This window comes from Natronoarchaeum philippinense, from assembly GCF_900215575.1.
GTDB lineage: Archaea > Halobacteriota > Halobacteria > Halobacteriales > Natronoarchaeaceae > Natronoarchaeum > Natronoarchaeum philippinense.
Genome location: NZ_OBEJ01000002.1, coordinates 512,226 through 529,805 on the forward strand (window position 1 = coordinate 512,226; position 17,580 = coordinate 529,805).

Annotated in this window: 22 protein-coding genes; 15 read left to right on the top strand and 7 right to left on the bottom strand. The window is 68.0% G+C overall.

The genetic code is table 11. From position 1 onward, the window contains the following. The first annotated feature begins 22 nt into the window (after positions 1-22). The 4 genes from CRO01_RS09425 to CRO01_RS09440 all read left to right on the top strand — a co-directional run bounded on the left by CRO01_RS09425 (position 23) and on the right by CRO01_RS09440 (position 3,199). Positions 23-1,750: a histidine kinase N-terminal 7TM domain-containing protein gene (locus tag CRO01_RS09425; protein WP_179747448.1), complete on the top strand. Its 1,728-nt coding sequence runs from the start codon at positions 23-25 to the stop codon at positions 1,748-1,750. Between the two features lie 63 nt (positions 1,751-1,813). Next, a complete protein-coding gene (locus CRO01_RS09430) occupies positions 1,814-2,203 on the top strand; it encodes a nascent polypeptide-associated complex protein (protein ID WP_097008872.1) in 390 nt (129 codons plus the stop codon). Beyond that, complete coding sequence (locus tag CRO01_RS09435) at positions 2,200-2,922, top strand: methyltransferase domain-containing protein (protein WP_097008873.1); 723 nt, start codon at positions 2,200-2,202, stop codon at positions 2,920-2,922. Before CRO01_RS09430 ends, CRO01_RS09435 begins: the two co-directional genes overlap by 4 nt. Before the next feature lie 85 nt (positions 2,923-3,007). After that, the gene (locus tag CRO01_RS09440) at positions 3,008-3,199 is read left to right on the top strand and encodes a hypothetical protein (protein WP_097008874.1); all 192 of its coding nucleotides are present in this window, start codon (positions 3,008-3,010) and stop codon (positions 3,197-3,199) included. A gap of 37 nt (positions 3,200-3,236) precedes the next feature. Here CRO01_RS09440 and CRO01_RS09445 read toward each other — a convergent pair whose 3' ends face one another. The 3 genes from CRO01_RS09445 to CRO01_RS09455 all read right to left on the bottom strand — a co-directional run bounded on the left by CRO01_RS09445 (position 3,237) and on the right by CRO01_RS09455 (position 4,581). Further along, positions 3,237-3,797: a hypothetical protein gene (locus CRO01_RS09445; protein WP_143824945.1), complete on the bottom strand. Its 561-nt coding sequence runs from the start codon at positions 3,795-3,797 to the stop codon at positions 3,237-3,239. A 150-nt stretch (positions 3,798-3,947) separates the two neighbouring features. Further along, complete coding sequence (locus CRO01_RS09450; RefSeq protein WP_097008876.1) at positions 3,948-4,259, bottom strand: transcription factor S; 312 nt, start codon at positions 4,257-4,259, stop codon at positions 3,948-3,950. Positions 4,260-4,323: 64 nt separating this feature from the next. Next, the gene (locus tag CRO01_RS09455) at positions 4,324-4,581 is read right to left on the bottom strand and encodes a DUF5789 family protein (protein ID WP_097008877.1); all 258 of its coding nucleotides are present in this window, start codon (positions 4,579-4,581) and stop codon (positions 4,324-4,326) included. Between the two features lie 98 nt (positions 4,582-4,679). Here CRO01_RS09455 and CRO01_RS09460 point away from each other — a divergent pair, with 98 nt between their 5' ends. Then, the gene (locus CRO01_RS09460; protein ID WP_097008878.1) at positions 4,680-5,177 is read left to right on the top strand and encodes a DUF5797 family protein; all 498 of its coding nucleotides are present in this window, start codon (positions 4,680-4,682) and stop codon (positions 5,175-5,177) included. Between the two features lie 8 nt (positions 5,178-5,185). On the opposite strand, the gene CRO01_RS09465 is transcribed toward CRO01_RS09460, so the two are convergent. Together CRO01_RS09465 and CRO01_RS09470 are read right to left on the bottom strand one after the other, a co-directional pair. Next, positions 5,186-6,238, bottom strand: coding sequence for a DUF5787 family protein (locus CRO01_RS09465; protein ID WP_097008879.1), 1,053 nt, complete (start codon positions 6,236-6,238; stop codon positions 5,186-5,188). A 49-nt stretch (positions 6,239-6,287) separates the two neighbouring features. Further along, positions 6,288-6,839 carry a PUA domain-containing protein gene (locus tag CRO01_RS09470; protein WP_097009174.1) on the bottom strand — a complete coding sequence of 184 codons (552 nt, stop codon included), beginning with the start codon at positions 6,837-6,839 and terminating at the stop codon, positions 6,288-6,290. Between the two features lie 154 nt (positions 6,840-6,993). Here CRO01_RS09470 and CRO01_RS16645 point away from each other — a divergent pair, with 154 nt between their 5' ends. Beyond that, positions 6,994-7,170 (top strand): hypothetical protein, encoded by a 177-nt coding sequence (locus CRO01_RS16645; RefSeq protein WP_179747449.1) that lies wholly within the window; start codon positions 6,994-6,996, stop codon positions 7,168-7,170. 71 nt (positions 7,171-7,241) lie between these two features. On the opposite strand, the gene CRO01_RS09475 is transcribed toward CRO01_RS16645, so the two are convergent. After that, complete coding sequence (locus CRO01_RS09475) at positions 7,242-7,739, bottom strand: LabA-like NYN domain-containing protein (RefSeq protein WP_097008880.1); 498 nt, start codon at positions 7,737-7,739, stop codon at positions 7,242-7,244. A gap of 78 nt (positions 7,740-7,817) precedes the next feature. Further along, complete coding sequence (locus CRO01_RS09480) at positions 7,818-8,642, bottom strand: M48 family metallopeptidase (protein WP_097008881.1); 825 nt, start codon at positions 8,640-8,642, stop codon at positions 7,818-7,820. A 320-nt stretch (positions 8,643-8,962) separates the two neighbouring features. On the opposite strand from CRO01_RS09480, the gene dapA reads away from it, so the two are divergent. The 9 genes from dapA (at position 8,963) to CRO01_RS09525 (ending at position 17,556) form a co-directional block, all read left to right on the top strand. Next, positions 8,963-9,880, top strand: coding sequence for a 4-hydroxy-tetrahydrodipicolinate synthase (gene dapA, locus CRO01_RS09485; protein WP_097008882.1), 918 nt, complete (start codon positions 8,963-8,965; stop codon positions 9,878-9,880). Beyond that, positions 9,877-10,635 (top strand): 4-hydroxy-tetrahydrodipicolinate reductase, encoded by a 759-nt coding sequence (gene dapB / locus CRO01_RS09490; protein ID WP_097008883.1) that lies wholly within the window; start codon positions 9,877-9,879, stop codon positions 10,633-10,635. Before dapA ends, dapB begins: the two co-directional genes overlap by 4 nt. Continuing rightward, complete coding sequence (locus tag CRO01_RS09495; RefSeq protein ID WP_097008884.1) at positions 10,632-11,462, top strand: 2,3,4,5-tetrahydropyridine-2,6-dicarboxylate N-succinyltransferase; 831 nt, start codon at positions 10,632-10,634, stop codon at positions 11,460-11,462. The genes dapB and CRO01_RS09495 overlap by 4 nt, the downstream gene beginning before the upstream one ends. Positions 11,463-11,472: 10 nt before the next feature. Then, complete coding sequence (gene lysA / locus CRO01_RS09500; protein ID WP_097008885.1) at positions 11,473-12,756, top strand: diaminopimelate decarboxylase; 1,284 nt, start codon at positions 11,473-11,475, stop codon at positions 12,754-12,756. Positions 12,757-12,769: 13 nt separating this feature from the next. Then, on the top strand, positions 12,770-13,657 hold the full coding sequence (dapF, locus tag CRO01_RS09505; protein WP_097008886.1) for a diaminopimelate epimerase: 888 nt from the start codon (positions 12,770-12,772) through the stop codon (positions 13,655-13,657). Beyond that, positions 13,657-14,814, top strand: coding sequence for a M20 family metallopeptidase (locus CRO01_RS09510; protein ID WP_097008887.1), 1,158 nt, complete (start codon positions 13,657-13,659; stop codon positions 14,812-14,814). The genes dapF and CRO01_RS09510 overlap by 1 nt, the downstream gene beginning before the upstream one ends. Before the next feature lie 90 nt (positions 14,815-14,904). Further along, positions 14,905-15,771 (top strand): hypothetical protein, encoded by an 867-nt coding sequence (locus CRO01_RS09515; protein WP_097008888.1) that lies wholly within the window; start codon positions 14,905-14,907, stop codon positions 15,769-15,771. A gap of 76 nt (positions 15,772-15,847) precedes the next feature. After that, positions 15,848-16,768, top strand: a complete 921-nt coding sequence (locus CRO01_RS09520; protein ID WP_097008889.1) for an ABC transporter ATP-binding protein — start codon at positions 15,848-15,850, stop codon at positions 16,766-16,768. After that, positions 16,768-17,556 carry an ABC transporter permease subunit gene (locus CRO01_RS09525; protein ID WP_097008890.1) on the top strand — a complete coding sequence of 263 codons (789 nt, stop codon included), beginning with the start codon at positions 16,768-16,770 and terminating at the stop codon, positions 17,554-17,556. Before CRO01_RS09520 ends, CRO01_RS09525 begins: the two co-directional genes overlap by 1 nt. Positions 17,557-17,580: the final 24 nt, after the last annotated feature.

Consider the following 17,580-nt stretch of genomic DNA (forward strand, 5'->3'; position numbering starts at 1 on the left):
CGTTCGCGCACAGGTCGTGAGCGTGTCGTCGCTCTCGCTCGGCGTCTCGTGGCTGGCCGTGCTCACCCTGTGTGCCGGCGGTGCGAATCTGGCGCTGTTGTGGGTCGTCCGTCAGTACCGCGACCGGCCCGGCGGGACGTGGTTCGTCGCGCTCGTCGGGGCGATGGCTGCGGTCTGTTTCAGCTACGGCGTCGGCCTGACCGTGTTCGAACCGGTCGCGCTCCGGTACGGACTGGAGGTGCTGTTCTGGCTGACCGGCGGCTGGGCGGCGTTCTCGTGGTTCGCGTTCTCGCTCGCGTACACCGGCCGGGGACGCTTGCTCCGGTCGGGACCGATCGTCGGTATCGCCGCTATCGTCGTCGTTCTGACGGTGCTGCTGTCGACGAACCAGTACCACCAACTCGCGTGGACCGAGTTCCGAGTCGTGCCCGCGTACGGCGCCGCGACCGTGCGGTACGACCGCGGAATCGCGCTCACTGCCGGGTTCGCGCTGATCGCCGTTCTCATCGCCTCGTCGCTGGTGGTTCTCTTAGAGACGGTCGTCAGCTACGGGCGCCTGTTCCGACTCCAGACGGTCGCGCTCGCGCTCACGCCGGTGCTTCCGACCGTGGCGCTGCTGACGTACGTCTTCGAGATCGGGTCGATGCCGCGCGTGAACCTGTTGCCGCTGACGCTCGTTCCCCACATGCTGCTCGACACCTACGCGCTGTACGGCGGCGATATGTTCAAATTCGATCCCGCGACCAGACGCATCGGCGAGCGGACGGCGATCGACGACGTGGATACGCCGGTCGTCACCGTCGACAACGACGCACGGATCATCACGTTCAACGCGGCCGCGGGCCCGCTGCTGGACGCCGACGACCGGTCGATCGTCGGCGACCCGCTGGACGAGCACCTCTCGGCGACCGTCGATCCGGCGCGGAGCGAACAGGACATCGAACTCCTCGAAGGCGGGCGGCGGCGTCACTACCGCACCACCGCGTCGCCGTTTTACGACGCCGACGAAACCCGTCTCGGGTACACCGTCGCCTTTCAGGATATCACTGACATCGTCCAGCGCGAGCGCCACTTCGAGGTTCTCAACCGCGTGTTGCGCCACAACCTCCGGAACGATCTGACGGTCGTGACGGGCCACGCCTCGCGGGTCGAATCGCAACTCGACGACCCGGAGCTTTCCGAGTCAGTCTCGATCGTCGTCGACGAGAGCCAGCAACTGCTCGAACTCGCGGACCGCGCGCGGGAACTCGACCGTAGTGTCCGCGAGCAGACTGAGCCGTCGGCCGTCGAACTTCGCTCGGTGATCGACCAACAGGTCGGCGAGATAGACGCCGCGGCGTCGGCCGACATCGCGGTCAACGTTGCCCCGTCGCTGACGGTCCGGACCGATCCGACGCTCCTCGGTCTCGTCGTCGGAAACCTGCTCCAAAATGCCGTCGAGCACAACGACGCCGACGATCCGGTGGTTACTGTCCGAACGGACGGCCCGGCCAGAGACGGACAGGCGATCCGGCTGGAGATCGCCGACAACGGCCCGGGAATCCCCTCGAACGAGGTCGCAGTGCTCGAAGACGGCTCCGAGACTGCGCTCGAACACGGGAGCGGGTTGGGGCTGTGGGTCGTCCAGACCGGCGTGACGGCGCTCGGCGGGGACCTCTCGTTCAGCACGGGCGAGGAGGGCACGACGGTCGCCGTCGTGATCCCCGGACTGGTCGACGACGCCGGCGACGAGGCGGCCCACCATAGTTGAGCGGGGCTCGGAGCGCCGGCGGCTTGCGTCAATTATTTCCCGACAGGGGGCCACCCAACGGGTATGTTTGGAGGAGGCGGTGGCGGCGGAATGGATCCGCGCAAGATGAAGCAGATGATGGAACAGATGGGCGTCGACATGGAGGAGCTCGACGCCAACCGAGTGGTCATCGAGACCGACGACGCTGACCTCGTCTTCGAGGACGTCGACGTCAACAAGATCGACGCCCGCGGCCAAGAGACCTATCAGGTCGTCGGCTCGCCCGAGGAGCGCGAGGCCGGCAGCGCAAGCGGCGCGGCCGACGCCGACGCTGACGCCGAGGAAAGCGACGGCATCCCCGACGACGACATCGAGATCGTCTCGATGCGGACCGGCGCCAGCGAGGACGCCGCCCGCGAGGCGCTCGAAGAGAACGACGGCGATCTCGCGGCCGCGGTCGACCAGCTAGAGTGACGGTTCTGGTAGTTCGGGGCGACCGCGAGTTCCTCGTCGAGCCCGGCGAGGAGTTCGGCACCGATCTGGGCGTGCTCGACGTGCCCGAAGACGTCGAGCCCGGCGACACGATCACGACCCACCTCGACGAGCCATTCGAGGTCCGACGGCTGCGCTCTCCGGATCTGTTCGATCACATGGAGCGGACGGGCGCGCCGATGATGCCGCGAGACATCGGACTGATCGTCGGCCACGTCGGCGTCCGGACGGACGATCGCGTGCTCGACGCCGGCACCGGGACCGGCGTGCTCTCGGCGTATCTCGGCCGGATGGGCGCCGACGTGACGACGTTCGAGCAAAAGGCGGAGTTCGCCGAGGTCGCCCGTGAGAACATGGACCTCGCGGGCGTCGCGGATCGCGTCGACGTCAACACCGGTGATCTGACCGAGGAACTCGACGATCTGGGTCGGTTCGACCTGCTCACGCTGGACACGCAGGACGCCCCTGCGATCGTCGAGCGCGCGCCGGAGCTGCTGGCCGACGGCGGCTTTCTCGCCGTCTACTCGCCGTTCGTCGAGAACGCCCGCGAGGCGGCGATCGCCGCCCGCGAGGCCGGCCTCTCGAACGTCGAGACCCAAGAGACGATCCAGCGCGAGATGGACTTCGACGACCGCGGCTCCCGGCCCTCGACCCGCGGCGTCGGCCACACCGGCTATCTGATCTTCGCGCGCAACGTCTGACGGCCGCTCGCGGTCGTTCCTTCCCAGCAGTTGGTTCCACACCGCGACACAAGGATTTATGATTGGTTAGTTGATTGACTTTTTCATGCTGTGGATCGTCGCCGTCATCGTCGCCCTACTTCTGATACAGTGGACGGTCGAGTACGTCCTCAAGAGCCGCGTTCGGGTCTGTACCAATTGCGGGAACTTCTTCAGCAAGCAAGGCTGGTTGTTCGGCTATCCCAGTCCGCCCAGTGCCTGTCCCGAATGCGGGACCGACGTTCACCAGTCGGAATGAGTGCTCGATGGGCACCACAGCGGCGTCGCACCGCGGCCTACGCGACGCCGCCGATCAGTTCGATCAACGCGGACTCGTAACGTTCAGCGTCCACCTCGACACCGAGATCGTCGTCACCCGACGGGTAGGCTCCGCCGGCGATGGTGAACCCGTCGCCGCGCCAGACGGCGAGCAGTCCCTCGATCGGGACCGCCATCCCGTCCCACTCGTAGCTGGCGGTGTAGACCGTTGCACTCGCGCGCTTGCCGGAGTCGACCGTCAATCGCTGGCGTCCCTCGCGAGTGACGGTAGACAGCCCGCGGTCGTCGAGTTGGTCGGCAAACGCCCCCTGCGCGGCTGAGGCCACCGTCGGCTGGAGCAGCGCCTCGACCCGGGACGACAGCGCCGGAACGAAGGCGAGCCGGGTTGCGAAGAAAAATCGCGTGATCGGCTCGCCCGTCGCCGTCCTGAAGCGCTCGCGGAGCGGGGCGTCCTCGTAGACCAGCGTGTACCCCTCGACGGCGACGACCGGCAGGCTAAACAGAGTGTCGACGGAGACTTCGACGCACTCCCAGTCGTCGAGTCGGTCGGCGGCCACCTGCGGTGGCGTCGCAGCCATCAGTACTCGTTAAGACGGCCAGCCTAATTACCGCTGTGGCGTGGTATCACGTGTCATGTCGGCGTCGTGATCCGACGATTCCAGCGAGCGAAGCGATCGGGTAATGCTACGCCGCGCGTGGCGAGGCCGCCCAGCTCCGAAAACAGTCCTCTAGTGGTCGTCTTCGCGCCACTTGTGCTCGCACTCGGTACAGACGAAGAATCGAGTTTCGGACTCGTCGGCCGCGCGGATCTGTTGCATGTACCAGTACGCCCGGTCGTTCTCGCATTCGGGACAGCGGGCGTCGGTCGTCGGCAGGCCGCTGTCGCCCTTGCCGGTCTCGATAATCTCGCTGGCCTCCTGATCGTCGGTGATCACGTAGTTCGCGTCCGGGTTCTTGGGCTGTTTGTTGCTACAGCTGCTACAGACCCAGAGCTCGTCCTCGGCTTTCATCATCGAACCGCACTCGTCGCAAAACTCCATCGTTGCCTCCACTATCCGCGGCGGGGTTTTAACACCCGCGGTCGCCGCCTGCCGCCCGGTGGGACTATCCCTCGCCTTCCGATTGGTAGGGCTCGCCGACGGCCTCGCGGGGCAACGCGTTGTTGAGTTCGTCCTGCAGGTCATCCGCGGAGTCGAACGAGTCACTCGACGTGTCCGAGATCAGTTCGCCGAGATTGGCCTCTCCATCGGCCAGTTCGAGCGTCACGTCGGTCAGTTCGTCGGCGGCGTCGTCGCGCATCACCGGGTAGTCGAGGTCGTCGAGCACGTCGTCGACGCGGCTTAGTCTGGTAGTTCGTCCCATGATATTCGCTACGTCGTCACTTGCCTTCTACGTGGTGGCTCCGACGCGGGCGGCCGATCCAGAACTGGCAAGTACGGGCGCGTCGATACCATCACCCGATGACGCTCTCGGACGTGGCTCGTGACCGGCTCGCCGACGTTGTCGAGCTTCAGCCGACGAAAAACGGCGAGTTACAGGACCGGTGGGAACTCGACAGCGGCAGCGAGGTCCACCAGTTTCTCGAATCGGAACTGAGCGACTACTACTACCGCGACGACAACAGTCTGATCCGGGCCACGTCGGAGGCCAACGACATGGTCGACGTCGAACCGGGCGTCGAGGGCGAGCCCGATGCGGTGCCAAGCGTCGTCCGCGTCCCCGAGCTACAGGCCCGTATTCTCGATGTGCTCGCGGGACCCGACGAGCGCTCCGAGAGCGTGGTGTCGGTGCTCCACGCCGTGCGCGAGGCCTTCGACATCGACGCCGACGCCGACGCCGTCCGGTCGGGACTCCAGAGCCTGCGACGCAAGGGCGTCGTCGAGGTCGAGTACCGAAGCGTTCCGACCTTCCGGCTGACCGCCGCGCGCGACTCGATTGACGTCGAAGTGTCGGACTGACCCGGCTTTCACTGCCCGGGCCGGCGGCGACGCCGCCGCGCCGCCAGCAGTTTCCGAAGTCGGTTGCCCGGACCGCCCTCGATCGGCCAGCCGCGCTGGCGCCACGCCGGGGGCTCGGGCTCGTACTCCCCACACGAGCCCGAACACTCCGCGCTCGTCGGGGTACACTCCTTGGCGCCACAGCGGGGGAGCAACTGGCCGTCGGCGTCGCGCAACTGGAAGTGCCGGCAGTCCGGACGCATCGTGTCGACGAACGACCGCCAGCCCCGTTCGTAGGCGCGCTCTGCGATCCGCAGGCGCGTCTCTCGTTTTTGCTCGGGCTCGGCGTACTCGAACGTCGCCGCCGACTGGACGAACTCCGAGTCACTTTCAGCCCGCTCGCCGATCCGGGTGCCCGGCGCGTCGGCGTCGAGCGTGCGGGGATGCCACGCGACAGCCGCCGATTTCGACTCGGGATCGACCGCGAGCACGCCCGCCTCGACCGGGATATCTTCGAGCAGCGCCGGCTCGATGCGCTCGCCGGTCGCGGTCGTTGCGACCCACGCCTCGTCGGCCAACCCGAGCGCAACGTCGCGCTCTAGCTGGGGGCGCAGCGTGCGGGCCGCGCTGGCGTCGAGATCGGGCTTGTTCTCGATGGCGACGATTCGGTCGATCCAGTCGGGGTAGGGCCACTTCCGGCGGATCTCGATCCGGTTGCCGTCCCGTCGCACGTCGAGAATCCCGCGGTCGTCGGCCTCGTGGATCGCCTCGCGGACGTACCGCCACGAGTAGCCCGGCTCGGGCAGCGCGTCCCGGTACCACGCCCACTCCTCGGGCGCCGAGCGGACGACGTGGAGCAGGTCGCCGTCGAGTCGCTCGGCGCCGAAGTTAGCCCGCCGGCGGAGCGCCTCGCGGTCGGCCTCGATCACGATCGTGTCCCAGCGCCGCCGCTTGGTACCGAGTTGGCGGGCGACGAGCACGGCGCGGTCCTCGGCGCGCTCGCCGGCCGGTGGCCATTCGTGCTCGGCCCATCGGCAGACCAGCAGTTCGAACTCGAACTCCGAGGCGGGCGGCGGGCTCACGCTCGCACAAGGCGTCCGATCGAATAAAACGATTCGGGGCTTGCGGGGGCTACTCGCCGTCCGGCTCGCCGGCGCCGTCGCGGACCTTGACGGCCATCCCGGCGTCGAAATCGAGCATGGCGTCGGCCGACAGCTCCGCCCGCCCGACCGCCAGTAGGGAGCCGTCGTGGTGGACGACGAGCACCTCGTCACCGGAACGGATGTCGGGGTCGGCCTCGGTGACGAACTTCGCAAACGTGTTGCTCCCATCGCGGACGAACGGCTCGCTCTCGTCGCCGACGACCACGCGGTTCGACGGGTGCTCGAGTTCGGCAAGCCGTCGTCCGCCCTCGATGCCGAGGGTGAAGCGGCCGTCGACGCCAAGCGTGATGAGCCGGCCGCCGTCGGCGTCCTGACCAGACGGAGTCGAGTCAGGGCTCGACGAGCGAGGCTCGTCGGCGATCACTTGGCTCGGACGGCCCGAGCTACTGCGCTTTACCTCGTAGTCCTCGTCCTCGGGGAACAGCGCCGCCCCGGCGCCGGCGCCGAACTGATACTCCGCGACGCGCCGGAGGTCGCGCCCGTCTTGCCCCAGCCCGCCGGCGTCGGTGTCCTCGTTCATAGCGACCAGTCGGAACCCGAGGGGCGAAAGGGCTTCGACCCGCGCCGGGTCGAGCGCGAGCACGCTCTCGTTCATTGTCATACGATATCATGGCTCCTGCTGTCGGTTCGTAGAGAAAGCTATAAACAGTGGGAAGCTAATTTCTCGTACAATCATGGATACGACTAAGATCGGCCTCGGGGCGCTGCTGCTGGTGGTTTCTACCGTGCTCCTGCTGGCCATCGGCGCAAACGGTACGGGCATTCCCGTCCTGCTCGGCGGCGTCGCCGCACTCGGGATGGCTGCCGGCTCCTTGCTTATCGGCACGACGAACGACGGTCCTACGGTCTGATCGCAGCTCAGTTCTCGCGTTCGACCTGATTGGCCAGCGTTAGCTGTGCGTTCTCTCAGATCGACGCCGCCCTACAACAGGAACGTCTCGGTCCGCTCGCTCAGGTCGACGAAGGAGTCGGCGGCCGCCTTGAGCTCTTCTGCGGTCGAGGATTCGAAGCTCATCACCTCGACGCGGACGCCCTCGTGACGCAGGTGCGAGCACAGCCGCGAGAAGTCGCCGTCGCCGGTACACAACACGACGGTGTCGACGTGGTTGGCCAGCGTGACGGCGTCTAAGCTCATTCCCACGTCCCAGTCTGCCTTCTTCGACCCGTCGCTGAACGTCTTGATGTCCTTGATCTTCGTCTCGAAGCCGATGTCGGTCAGCGCCTCGAAGAAGCTCTCCTCGTCGGGCGAGTCCGCTCGGATCACGTACGCGATCGCGCGGGTGAGTTCGCGCCCCTGCACGCTCTTTTCGAGCAGCGCCGAGTAGTCGATGTTGTTCGAGTAGAGGCTATGGGCGCTATGGTACAGATTTTGCGCGTCGACCAGCACGGCGACGCGTTGCCCGGAGTGGATATCGGTCATGGTTCCCGTTCACGCGGGCGGAGATAAATACCTTCGTTCGCCCTCGCGCCGAAGCGACGCCGCGCCCGGGCGTGTCAGTCAGTAGCTGCGAAGCCGTCGAATGCGCTCTTCGGTGTCGGGGTGGGTCGAGAACAGTTTCTTGACGCCGCCGCCGTCGCCGAAGATACACAGCGCGCTGACGGAGTCGTCGATGTTGCTCTCGCGGCCTTGGGCGCCGCGCTGGATCTTCTCTAAGGCGCGGGCGAGCGGCTCGCCGCTGCCGATCACGTCGGCGGCGTCGCTGTCGGCGACGTACTCCCGGTATCGGGAGATGGCCAGCACGAAGATCATCACGAACATCTGGGTCAGCATCCCGGCGATCCAGCCCAGTATGAGGTCGGCGATCTCGTTGTCGCCGGTTGCGATCACGAGCCACTGGACGACGATGCCGACGATGGCGGCGACCGACTGGCCGAGCGTCATCGTCACCACGTCGCGGTTCGCGATGTGTGCGAGTTCGTGCGCGAGCACGCCTTCGAGTTCGTCCTGCTGGAGCGTGTGGATCAGTTCCGTCGAGACGACGACGGTGCCGTTGCCCTTCCGGCCCGTTGCGAAGGCGTTGGGGACGCCCATCTGGGCGACCATCAGTCGCGGCTTGTCGATGCCCAGATCGTCGGACATCCGCTCGACTGCGCGGTGGATTTCGCGGTACTGATCTTCGGGCATATCGTCGGCGCCGACGCTCCACAGCGCCATCTTCGTCCCGAGGAGGTACTGGAAGCCGGCGAACCCGACGGCGAGCGCCAGCACAATCGGTAGCGAGAGGTTGAACAGAACCATCGCAACCCCCGCTGCGAGTGCGAAAAAGGCGAACAGGATGGTGCTGACGATCGCCATCCGTATCTTCAGGCCGAGGTGTCTCATACGCGAGGGTGTTCCCGCTCGTACTTGATAAATTCCGCGGCGTCTGTCGAGACACCAGCCGTACGGCCATCCCGGTACCAGAAACGATAAGTTGCAGCGCCACGACGGCACAACCGTGCTACTGACCGCTCGCCGTCGCGTCGGTCGACGCCGCGTCGTGAGCGGAAGCGCCGTCCTTTTCAAAAAACGCGATCGGTAGAGCGCTCGCTGCGGGGCTGGCGACCTCGTCGCGGGCGCGTTCCGGCCGATCAATCGATTGATACCCCACCAGCGACACACACTACCCAGAGAACGATCGCGGTTTGCGAACCCACCAACACATGACACAGGAACTGTTCAGCGGCGTGTTCCCGGCGATGGTCACGCCCTTCGCGGACGACGAGAGCATCGATCACGAACAGCTGCGAGCCGACGCCCAGCGTCTCGAAGCCGCCGGCGTCGACGGGCTCGTGCCCGTCGGTTCGACTGGCGAAAGCGCGACGCTGACCCACGACGAGCACGTCGAAGTCGTCGAGACGGTCGTCGACGCCGTCGAGGACGTGCCCGTGATCGCGGGCACCGGCTCGAACAACACCCGCGAGGCGCTGGAACTCTCAGAGCGTGCAGCCGACGCCGGCGCCGACGCCTTGCTTCTCATTTCGCCGTACTACAACAAGCCCGAACAGCGCGGGCTGGTCGAGCACTTCCGAACGATCGCCGACGCGATCGACCTGCCCCAGATCGTCTACAACGTCCCCTCGCGCACGGGCCGGAACATCGAACCTGACACGGCCGTCGAGCTGGCTCGCCACGAGAACATCGCGGGGTTCAAGGCCGCCAGCGGGGATCTGAATCAGGTCTCCGAGATCGTCGAGCGCACGCGCGAGGAGGACTTCGCGGTGCTGTCGGGCGACGACGGCCTGACGCTGCCGATGCTGTCGGTCGGCGCGACCGGCGGGATCAGCGTCGTCGCCAACGTCGAACCCGAGCGCACCTGCGCGATGGTCGGAGCGGCGCTGTCGGGCGACTTCGGACGCGCCCGCGAACTCCACCACGAACTCGGCCCGCTGATGCGCGCGCTGTTCACCGAGACCAACCCGATCCCGGTCAAGGAAGCGATGCACATCCGCGGGCACTGCCAGCCGACGCTGCGCTCGCCGCTGACCCGGCTGTCCGAGGAGTATCGCGTCGAGCTCGCCAACCTGCTCGACGACCTCGACGAGCAGCGCGCGGCCAGCCCGGCGGAGGTCGAGGGATGAGCCGCATCGCGGTCGTGGGCGCCACCGGCCGCACCGGCGGCGAGGTCGTCGACGCCGGCGTCGAGCGCGACGATGTCGATGTCGTCGTCGGCTTCGCCAGCGAGGCCGGCGAGCGATCCGGCGTCCCCGTTCGACCGGTCGCCGACATCGAGGCCGCGCTCGCCGACCGTGATATCGACGCCGTCGTCGACTTCTCGACGCCAGAGGTAACGCATACCGTCGTCGACACCTGCGTCGAGTCCGGCATCGCGCTCGTCGTCGGCACCACCGGATTCGACGAGGACGGCGAGGCGTCGCTGCGCGCCGCCGGCGAGGACATTCCCGTCCTCAAGGCGACCAATTTCTCGCGTGGCGTCAACGTCCTCCAGCGCGTCGTCGGCGAGGCCGTCGCCGCGCTCGATGGCTACGACCTCGAACTGATGGAATCCCACCACAACGGCAAGGTCGACGCGCCGTCCGGCACCGCCAACTCCATTCTGGAGACCGTACAGGAAGAACGCGATGTCGAACCCGTCTACGGCCGCGAGGGCCACGCCCCCCGCGACGAGGACGAGATCGGCGTGTTCGCCCGGCGCGCGGGCGACATCCGCGGCGAGCACGAGCTAATTCTGGCGGGCAACGACGAGGTCCTGAGCCTTTCCCACCGAGCGGAAGACCGCGGCGTGTTCGCCGCCGGCGCGCTCGACGCCGCGGCGTGGGTCGCGGGACGAAATCCTGACTGGTATACCTTCGGCGAAGTAATCGACGACACATGAGCCTCGAATCCGACATCGACGACCTGTGGCAGCGAAAGCAGAACGGACTGACGGCCGCCGACGCGACCGACGAGCACCTCGACGTGCTCGACGAATTCCTCGCCGCGCTCGAAGCCGGCGACGTGCGCGCCGCCGAGAAGCACGGTGACGAGTGGGAGGCAAACGAGTGGGTCAAGCAGGGCATCCTGCTCAACTTCGGCCTGCGCGAGACCGTCGCCCGCGAGTACGGCGGCGTCGACTACCACGACGTGCTCCCGCTCCGGGAGACGGCCGACCTGAACGAGCGCGGCACGCGCAACACGCCCGACGGGACCGCGATCCGCCGGGGCGCCTATCTGGGCGAGGACTGCATCATGATGTCGCCCTCGTTCGTCAACATCGGCGCTCACGTCGGCGACGGGACGCTGATCGACTCGTGTGACACCGTCGGGTCGTGCGCTCAGATCGGCGAGAACGTCAAGCTCGGCGCCAACACGCTGATCGGCGGCGTGCTCGAACCCGTCGAGGACGCCCCCGTGATCGTCGAGGACGGCGTCTCGCTGGGCGCTGGCTGTAGAGTGACGAGCGGCTTCGTCGTCGGCGAGAACAGCGTCGTCGGCGAGAACACGCTCCTGACGCCGCGGATCCCCGTCTACGACCTCGTCGAGGAGGAGGTCATCTACGGCGAACTGCCGCCCGAGCGTCGGGCGTTCCAGCGCTTCGTCGAGTCCTCGGTCAGCGATCACGAGATGATCGACGGCGGCGCGTTCAAGCCCGCCGTGGTCGCCACCCACATCGAGGACGAGACGCTGGAGGCCACCGAGCGCGAGGACGCGCTCCGGGAGTGATCCGGTCGACATGAGCGAGGACCGACCCGAGTTCGACTGCGCGATGCCCGAGAACCCCGAGATACGGCGTCTCGACGAGTGGGACGGCCAGCGACTGCGCCGACTCGCCGACGAGTACGCCAGCCCGCTGTACGTCCTCGATCTCCAGCGGGTGCGCGAGAACTACCGTCGGCTGTTCGCGGCGTTTCCGGACGCCGACGTTCACTTTGCGGCGAAGGCAAACACCGCGCGGCCGGTCCTGCGGACGCTCCACTCCGAGGGCGCCGGAATCGAGTGTGCCTCGGCGGGCGAGGCCGTCCGCGCGCTCGACGCCGGCGTCCCCTCCGAGCGAGTCCAGTACACGGCGGTCAACCCGCCCGCCGAGGACCTCGATCTGGTCGTCGGGCGCTGGGAAGACGGCGCAGACGACCTCACCATCACCGTCGGCGCGCTGGACACGCTCGACCGACTGGAATCGCGGGGCTACGACGGACGCCTCTGCGTCCGCGTCAACCCCGGCGTCGGCGCCGGCCACCACGAGAAGGTGGCGACGGGCGCCGACGCGAAGTTCGGCGTTCCCTACGAGCGCGCCGGCGAGGCGCTCGCGGAGGCCGCCGACCGCGGGTTCGACGTGGTCGGCATCCACGCCCACGCCGGCAGCGGCATCTCCGGCGAGGACCTCGACTCCCACCGCGAACTCGTCTCGCGGATGGGCGATCTGGCCCGCGATTCGCCCGTCGATCTGGAGTTCGTCGACATCGGCGGCGGCTTCGGCGTCCCCTACCGCGAGGACGAGGACCCCCTCGATCTCGACGCCGTCGCCGACGCGACGCGGGCGGCGCTCGGCGAAATTGATGCCACGCTGGTGATCGAGCCGGGACGCTATCTCGTCGCGGACGCCGGTGTCCTGCTGACGACCGTCAACACGGTCAAGCCGGCTCCCGACACGCGCGTCGTCGGCGTCGACTCCGGCATGACGACGCTGTTGCGCCCGGCGATGTACGACGCCTACCACCCGATCCGGAACGTCGCCGCGAACGCCGCCGATCGGCCTGCTGTCGCACAGACAGTGACGGGGCCGATCTGCGAGAGCGCCGACGTGTTCTGCACCGACCGGTCGATCGCTGAATGCCGCCGTGGCGACATGCTGGCGATCGGCAACGCCGGCGCGTACGGCTACGAGATGGCGAGCCAGTACAACTCCCGTCCCCGACCGGCGACGGTCGTGCTCGACCGCGGGCAGGAGGCCGTCGCTCGGCGCCGCGAGACGATCGACGACGTGACGCGGCTGGAACAGGAGGTCGAGTGGCTATGACTGAGGTGAGGATATGATCCCCTTCGAGAAGTACAACGGCACCGACAACGACTTCGTCGTGATCGAAGCGGCCGACGCGACGACGATTCCGAACCTCTCGGAGTTCGCCGTCGAGCACTGCGACCGTTCGGACGGCCTCGGCGCCGACCGCGAGGGCGCGACGACCGGCGCCGACGGCGTTCTCGTGCTCGATGTCGACGCCGACGCCGAACCGGTCCGCGTCGAGATGACGCTGTACCAGCCCGACGGCGGCACCGCCGCGATGTGTGGCAACGGCGCCCGGGTCGTCGCCGCGTGGGCCCACGAACGCACCGGCGAGACCGACTTCGTCATCGAGACGGGTGCGGGCGACCGCGCCGCGACCGTCGAGAAAGCTGAATCGGGCGAGTTCGTCGTCAGTGTCGAGATGGGCGAGCCGGCGTTTTCGCCGGGCGATGTCCCGCTCGCCGAGTCGTACGACGAGCCGATCATCGAGGAGGACATCGGCGAGCTGACCGTCACTGCGGTCAACACCGGCGTTCCCCACGCCGTCGCGTTCGTCGAGGATGTCGACGCCGTGGAGCTGGACGCCGTCGCGCCGGCCACCCGCCACGCCGACGCCTTCCCCGAGGGAGCGAACGTCAACCTCGCCGCAGTGGACGGAGACGGGTTCCGCCAGCGCACCTTCGAGCGCGGCGTCGAGGGCGAGACGAAGGCCTGTGGCACCGGCGCAGTCGCCATCGCCGCGGTCGCTCGGCGCCTCGGGCACACCGACGAGGACGCGATCCGCGTCAGCCCGCCCGGCGGCGACCTCGATATCCGCGTTCCCGACGAGGGGCCGGCCATCCTGCGCGGGCCGGTCGCGTTCGAGTACGCCGACCGGGTCGACCCGCTGGGCGACGCGCTCGGAGGCGGGTTCTGATGGCCGCCGGCAGCGAGCGCGGCGACGACCGGAGCGACGAGTTCGACCCCGTCGCCTTCCTCGACGAAGCCGTGCCGATCGAATCACACGAGTCCGTCGAGGAGATGCGAACGTTCCTCGTCGACACGCTCGCCGAGCACGGCGTCGACGCAGCGGTCGACGACGCCGGGAACGTGGTCGCATCGCGGACCGCCGCTTCTGCGGGCGAAACTGCAGGCATCCACGTCGTTCTCAACACCCACATCGACACCGTCCCTCCCCACGTCCCCTACGACCGGGACGACGAGCGCATCTACGGCCGGGGCTCGTGCGACGCCAAAGGACCGCTGGCCGTCTTGCTCGCCGGCTTTCTGACCGTCGACCCCGGTGACGGACGGCTCACACTCGCCGTCTCGCCCGATGAGGAGACTCTCTCGACGGGCGCCGCCGCGCTCGACATCGAGGAACTGGTGCCGGGCGCCGCGCCGCCCGACGCCGTGATCGTCGGCGAGCCTACAGGATTAGATGTCTGTAACGCCGCCAAAGGACGCTTTCAGGGAACGGTCTCGTTGGGCGGCGAAAACGCCCACGCCGCAGAGCCCGACGACGGCGTCAACGCCGTCGCCGCGGTCCGGGAACTGATCGACGCCGTCGAGACGTTCGACGAGCGCGAGGACACGCCCGACCCGCACAGCTCGCTGGGCGCGCCGACGCTGACGCCGACGACCATCGAGGGCGGCACCGCGACGAATCAGGTGCCCGCCGACTGTTCGGTCGTCGTCGACCGCCGATCGGTGCCGCCGGAGACCAGCGAGGGGTTCCGGAGCGCGCTCGAAGCCCACGTCCGCGAGCGCGTCCCCGAGGACGTGGCCGTCGAGTTCGCGTTGACCGACCGCGAGAGCCCGTTTCTGGAGGCGTTTGCGACCGACACCGACGACCCGCTCGTCGAAACGCTCGCCGAGGCCGCCGGCGGGGCTGTGCGGCCCTTCACCGCAGCGACGGAAGCGTCGTACTTCGCCGCCCACGCGCCGACGGTCGTGTTCGGCCCCGGCTATCTGGCCGACGACGAGGGCGCTGTCGCGCACTCGGAACGCGAGTACGTCCCGATCGAGGAGGTCGAACGCGCGACCGACGCCGTCGCGGCGACGCTCGACGGACTCCTCGGACGCCGCGGGTAGGCCGACGCTCGATTTTTCGACGCCGATGCGGTGTTTCTCGCCCGGCGGGCGTACACAAAGCATACACGGAGGGTGTCGAATCGTCTCTACATGAAGCGCAGACAGGTCCTCGCCGGCGCGGCTGGTGCCCTCTCCGTGACGCTGGCCGGCTGTGCCGACCCGAAAGCGGTGCTGACGATGACGGCGATTTCCGACGAGGAGATCGCCGCTCGCGCGTCGGCGTCACCCCCGGGCCGGGTGTCGAGACGGATCATCCGAACGGCCGTCGAGAACGGCTCGGCGACGGCGTCCGGCACGCGGCCTCCGCTCGGCGTCGACTCCCCGATCGCGTTCGACGGCGCGTACTACGAACTCTCCCGCTCGTCGACGCGGATCGGCGACGAGCTGCGAGTCACGGTCAAGGTCGATCCCGGCGAGCGTGCGCCCGACGCGGCGACGGTCGCGTTCGGAGAGCTTCCCGATCCCGACCGCGAGTTGCTCGGCCGGATCGTCCCGCCGCCGGAGGGACGCGAAGACGCCGTCGGCGCCTCGGCGATCTACGACGGCGCCGACCGCGAGGCGTCGGCGCTGGTTCCCGGGGCCGAGTACGGCGCGGTCGAGCGCGACGGCGAACGGTTTCCGTTCGAAGTCGTCGGCCGGGACGAGGTCGACGCCTACGAGTACCGCTACGAGGCGACGCAGGTCGCCGCCGACGCCGCGGCGTTCGCGGATCGGCTCCGCGAGGCCCACCTGTTCGAGTTGTCCGGACTGAGCGACGCCGAACGAGAGATCGTCGAGTCGGCGATCGGCGGCGGCTACTACGAGGGATCGGTCAGCGACGCGTTTTCCTCGCTCGCCGATCGGTTCCGCGATCACGACGCCGTCGATCCGTCCGACTGGGGCGGGGAGTTCCTCGTCCGGTACGAGGAGACCGACTACTGGGCGGATCTTCAGCACCCGCCGAGCGACGCCGACTGAGCCGCGACGTGACGCCGCCGGCGCGAGGGCCGCTCCGGGCGCAACGATTTTGACGCCGCCGTGTGATGTCGATCCGATGAGCGCTATCGAGGTCGCCGGCCTCACCAAGGACTACGGCGACGTGCTCGCCAACGACGACGTGACGTTCGACGTCGAATCGGGCGAGATCTTCGGCTATCTGGGACCGAACGGCGCCGGTAAGACGACGACGATTCGCACGCTGATGGGGCTCCAGTCGCCGACCGACGGCACCGCCACCGTGCTGGGTGCGGACATCCGCAGCGAGTCGGAACTGGTCGCGGCCAAGCAACGAATCGGCTATCTGCCCGCGAATCCGGCGTTCGACGAGACTGCGACCGGCGAGGAGGTGCTCGACCTCCACGCGTCGCTCAAGGGCGACCAGCGCCGCGAGGAGCTGCTAGAACTGTTCGATCCGCCGCTAGAGCGGCCGATACGGGACTACTCGACCGGCAACGTCCAAAAGCTCGGGCTCGTGCAGGCGTTCATGCACGATCCCGATCTGGTGGTAATGGACGAGCCCACCTCGGGACTCGATCCGCTGCTCCAGCGGCGGTTCAACGAGTTCGTCCGGAGCGAGCGCGACCGGGGAACGACGGTGTTTCTCTCCTCGCACGTGCTCAGCGAGGTGCGCCAGATCTGCGACCGCGTCGGCATCATCCGCGGGGGCCGGATCGTCACCGTCGAGTCCGTCGCGGACCTGCTCGGTCGCTCGGGCAAGTCCGTCACGCTCCGGGTTGCCGGCCACGTCGAGCGAGACGCCGTCGACCTGCCCGGCGCGCACGATCTCGTCGTCGAGCGCGTCGACGTGCCGGACGACGACGGACGCGTGACGGAAGTTTCGTTCACCTACACTGGCGACGTGAACGAGTTGGCCGACATCATCGCCGGGTTCGACCTGCTGGAGTTCGGCGTCGAGGAGGCCCCGCTCGAAGACGTGTTTATGCGGTTTTACGGCGACGAGGAGGGGACAGCTTGATGCTCGAAATCGCCCGGTACGCCGGTCGAAAACGTCTCAAGGGAGCCGCCGCGATGACTGGCGGCATCGCCGCGCTGACGACGATGTACGTCCTGCTCTTTCCCTCGATCACCGGCGCGGCGGATCTGGATGAGTTCATTCAGGCGTACCCGCCGTCGCTCGTCGAGGCCTTCGGCATCCGGACGCTCAACACCATCGAGGGGTTTCTGGCGACCGAGCTGTACGCGTTCGCGTGGGTGATCCTGCTCGGCCTGTACTTCGCGTACGCCGGCGCCGGACTGATCGCCGACGATGTCGAGCGCGACCGGATGGACGTGTTGCTGTCCTTGCCGATCACCCGGAGCCGGCTGCTGCTGGAGAAGTTCGCGTCGCTCGCGGTCCCGCTCGTCGTCACGAACGCCGTGATGCCCGCGGTCGTGTTCCTCGGCGTGCTGGCGATCGGCGAGGACGTGAACATGGCGCGGATCGTGATGGCCCACGTCCTCTCGATGCCGTATCTGATCGCCTGCGGCGCGATCGGGCTGGTCGCGTCGGTCGCCGCCGATCGTGCGTCGCTGGCCCAGCGAGGCGCCGCCGGCGCCGTCTTCGCGCTGTTCCTGTTCGAGTCGGTGGTGACTGGGACCGCCCTCGAACCGCTCGGCGGCCTCTCGCCGACGCGGTACTACGCGCCCAGCGACATCCTCGTCGACGGCACGTACGACTTCGCCGGCGCGGCGATTCTGCTGGCCGGGACGGCGCTGCTGGTGCTGGCGAGCAGGGAGTGGTTCCGCCGGAAGGACGTGGAGTGAGGTGATCGACCGCCGAGACCGTGG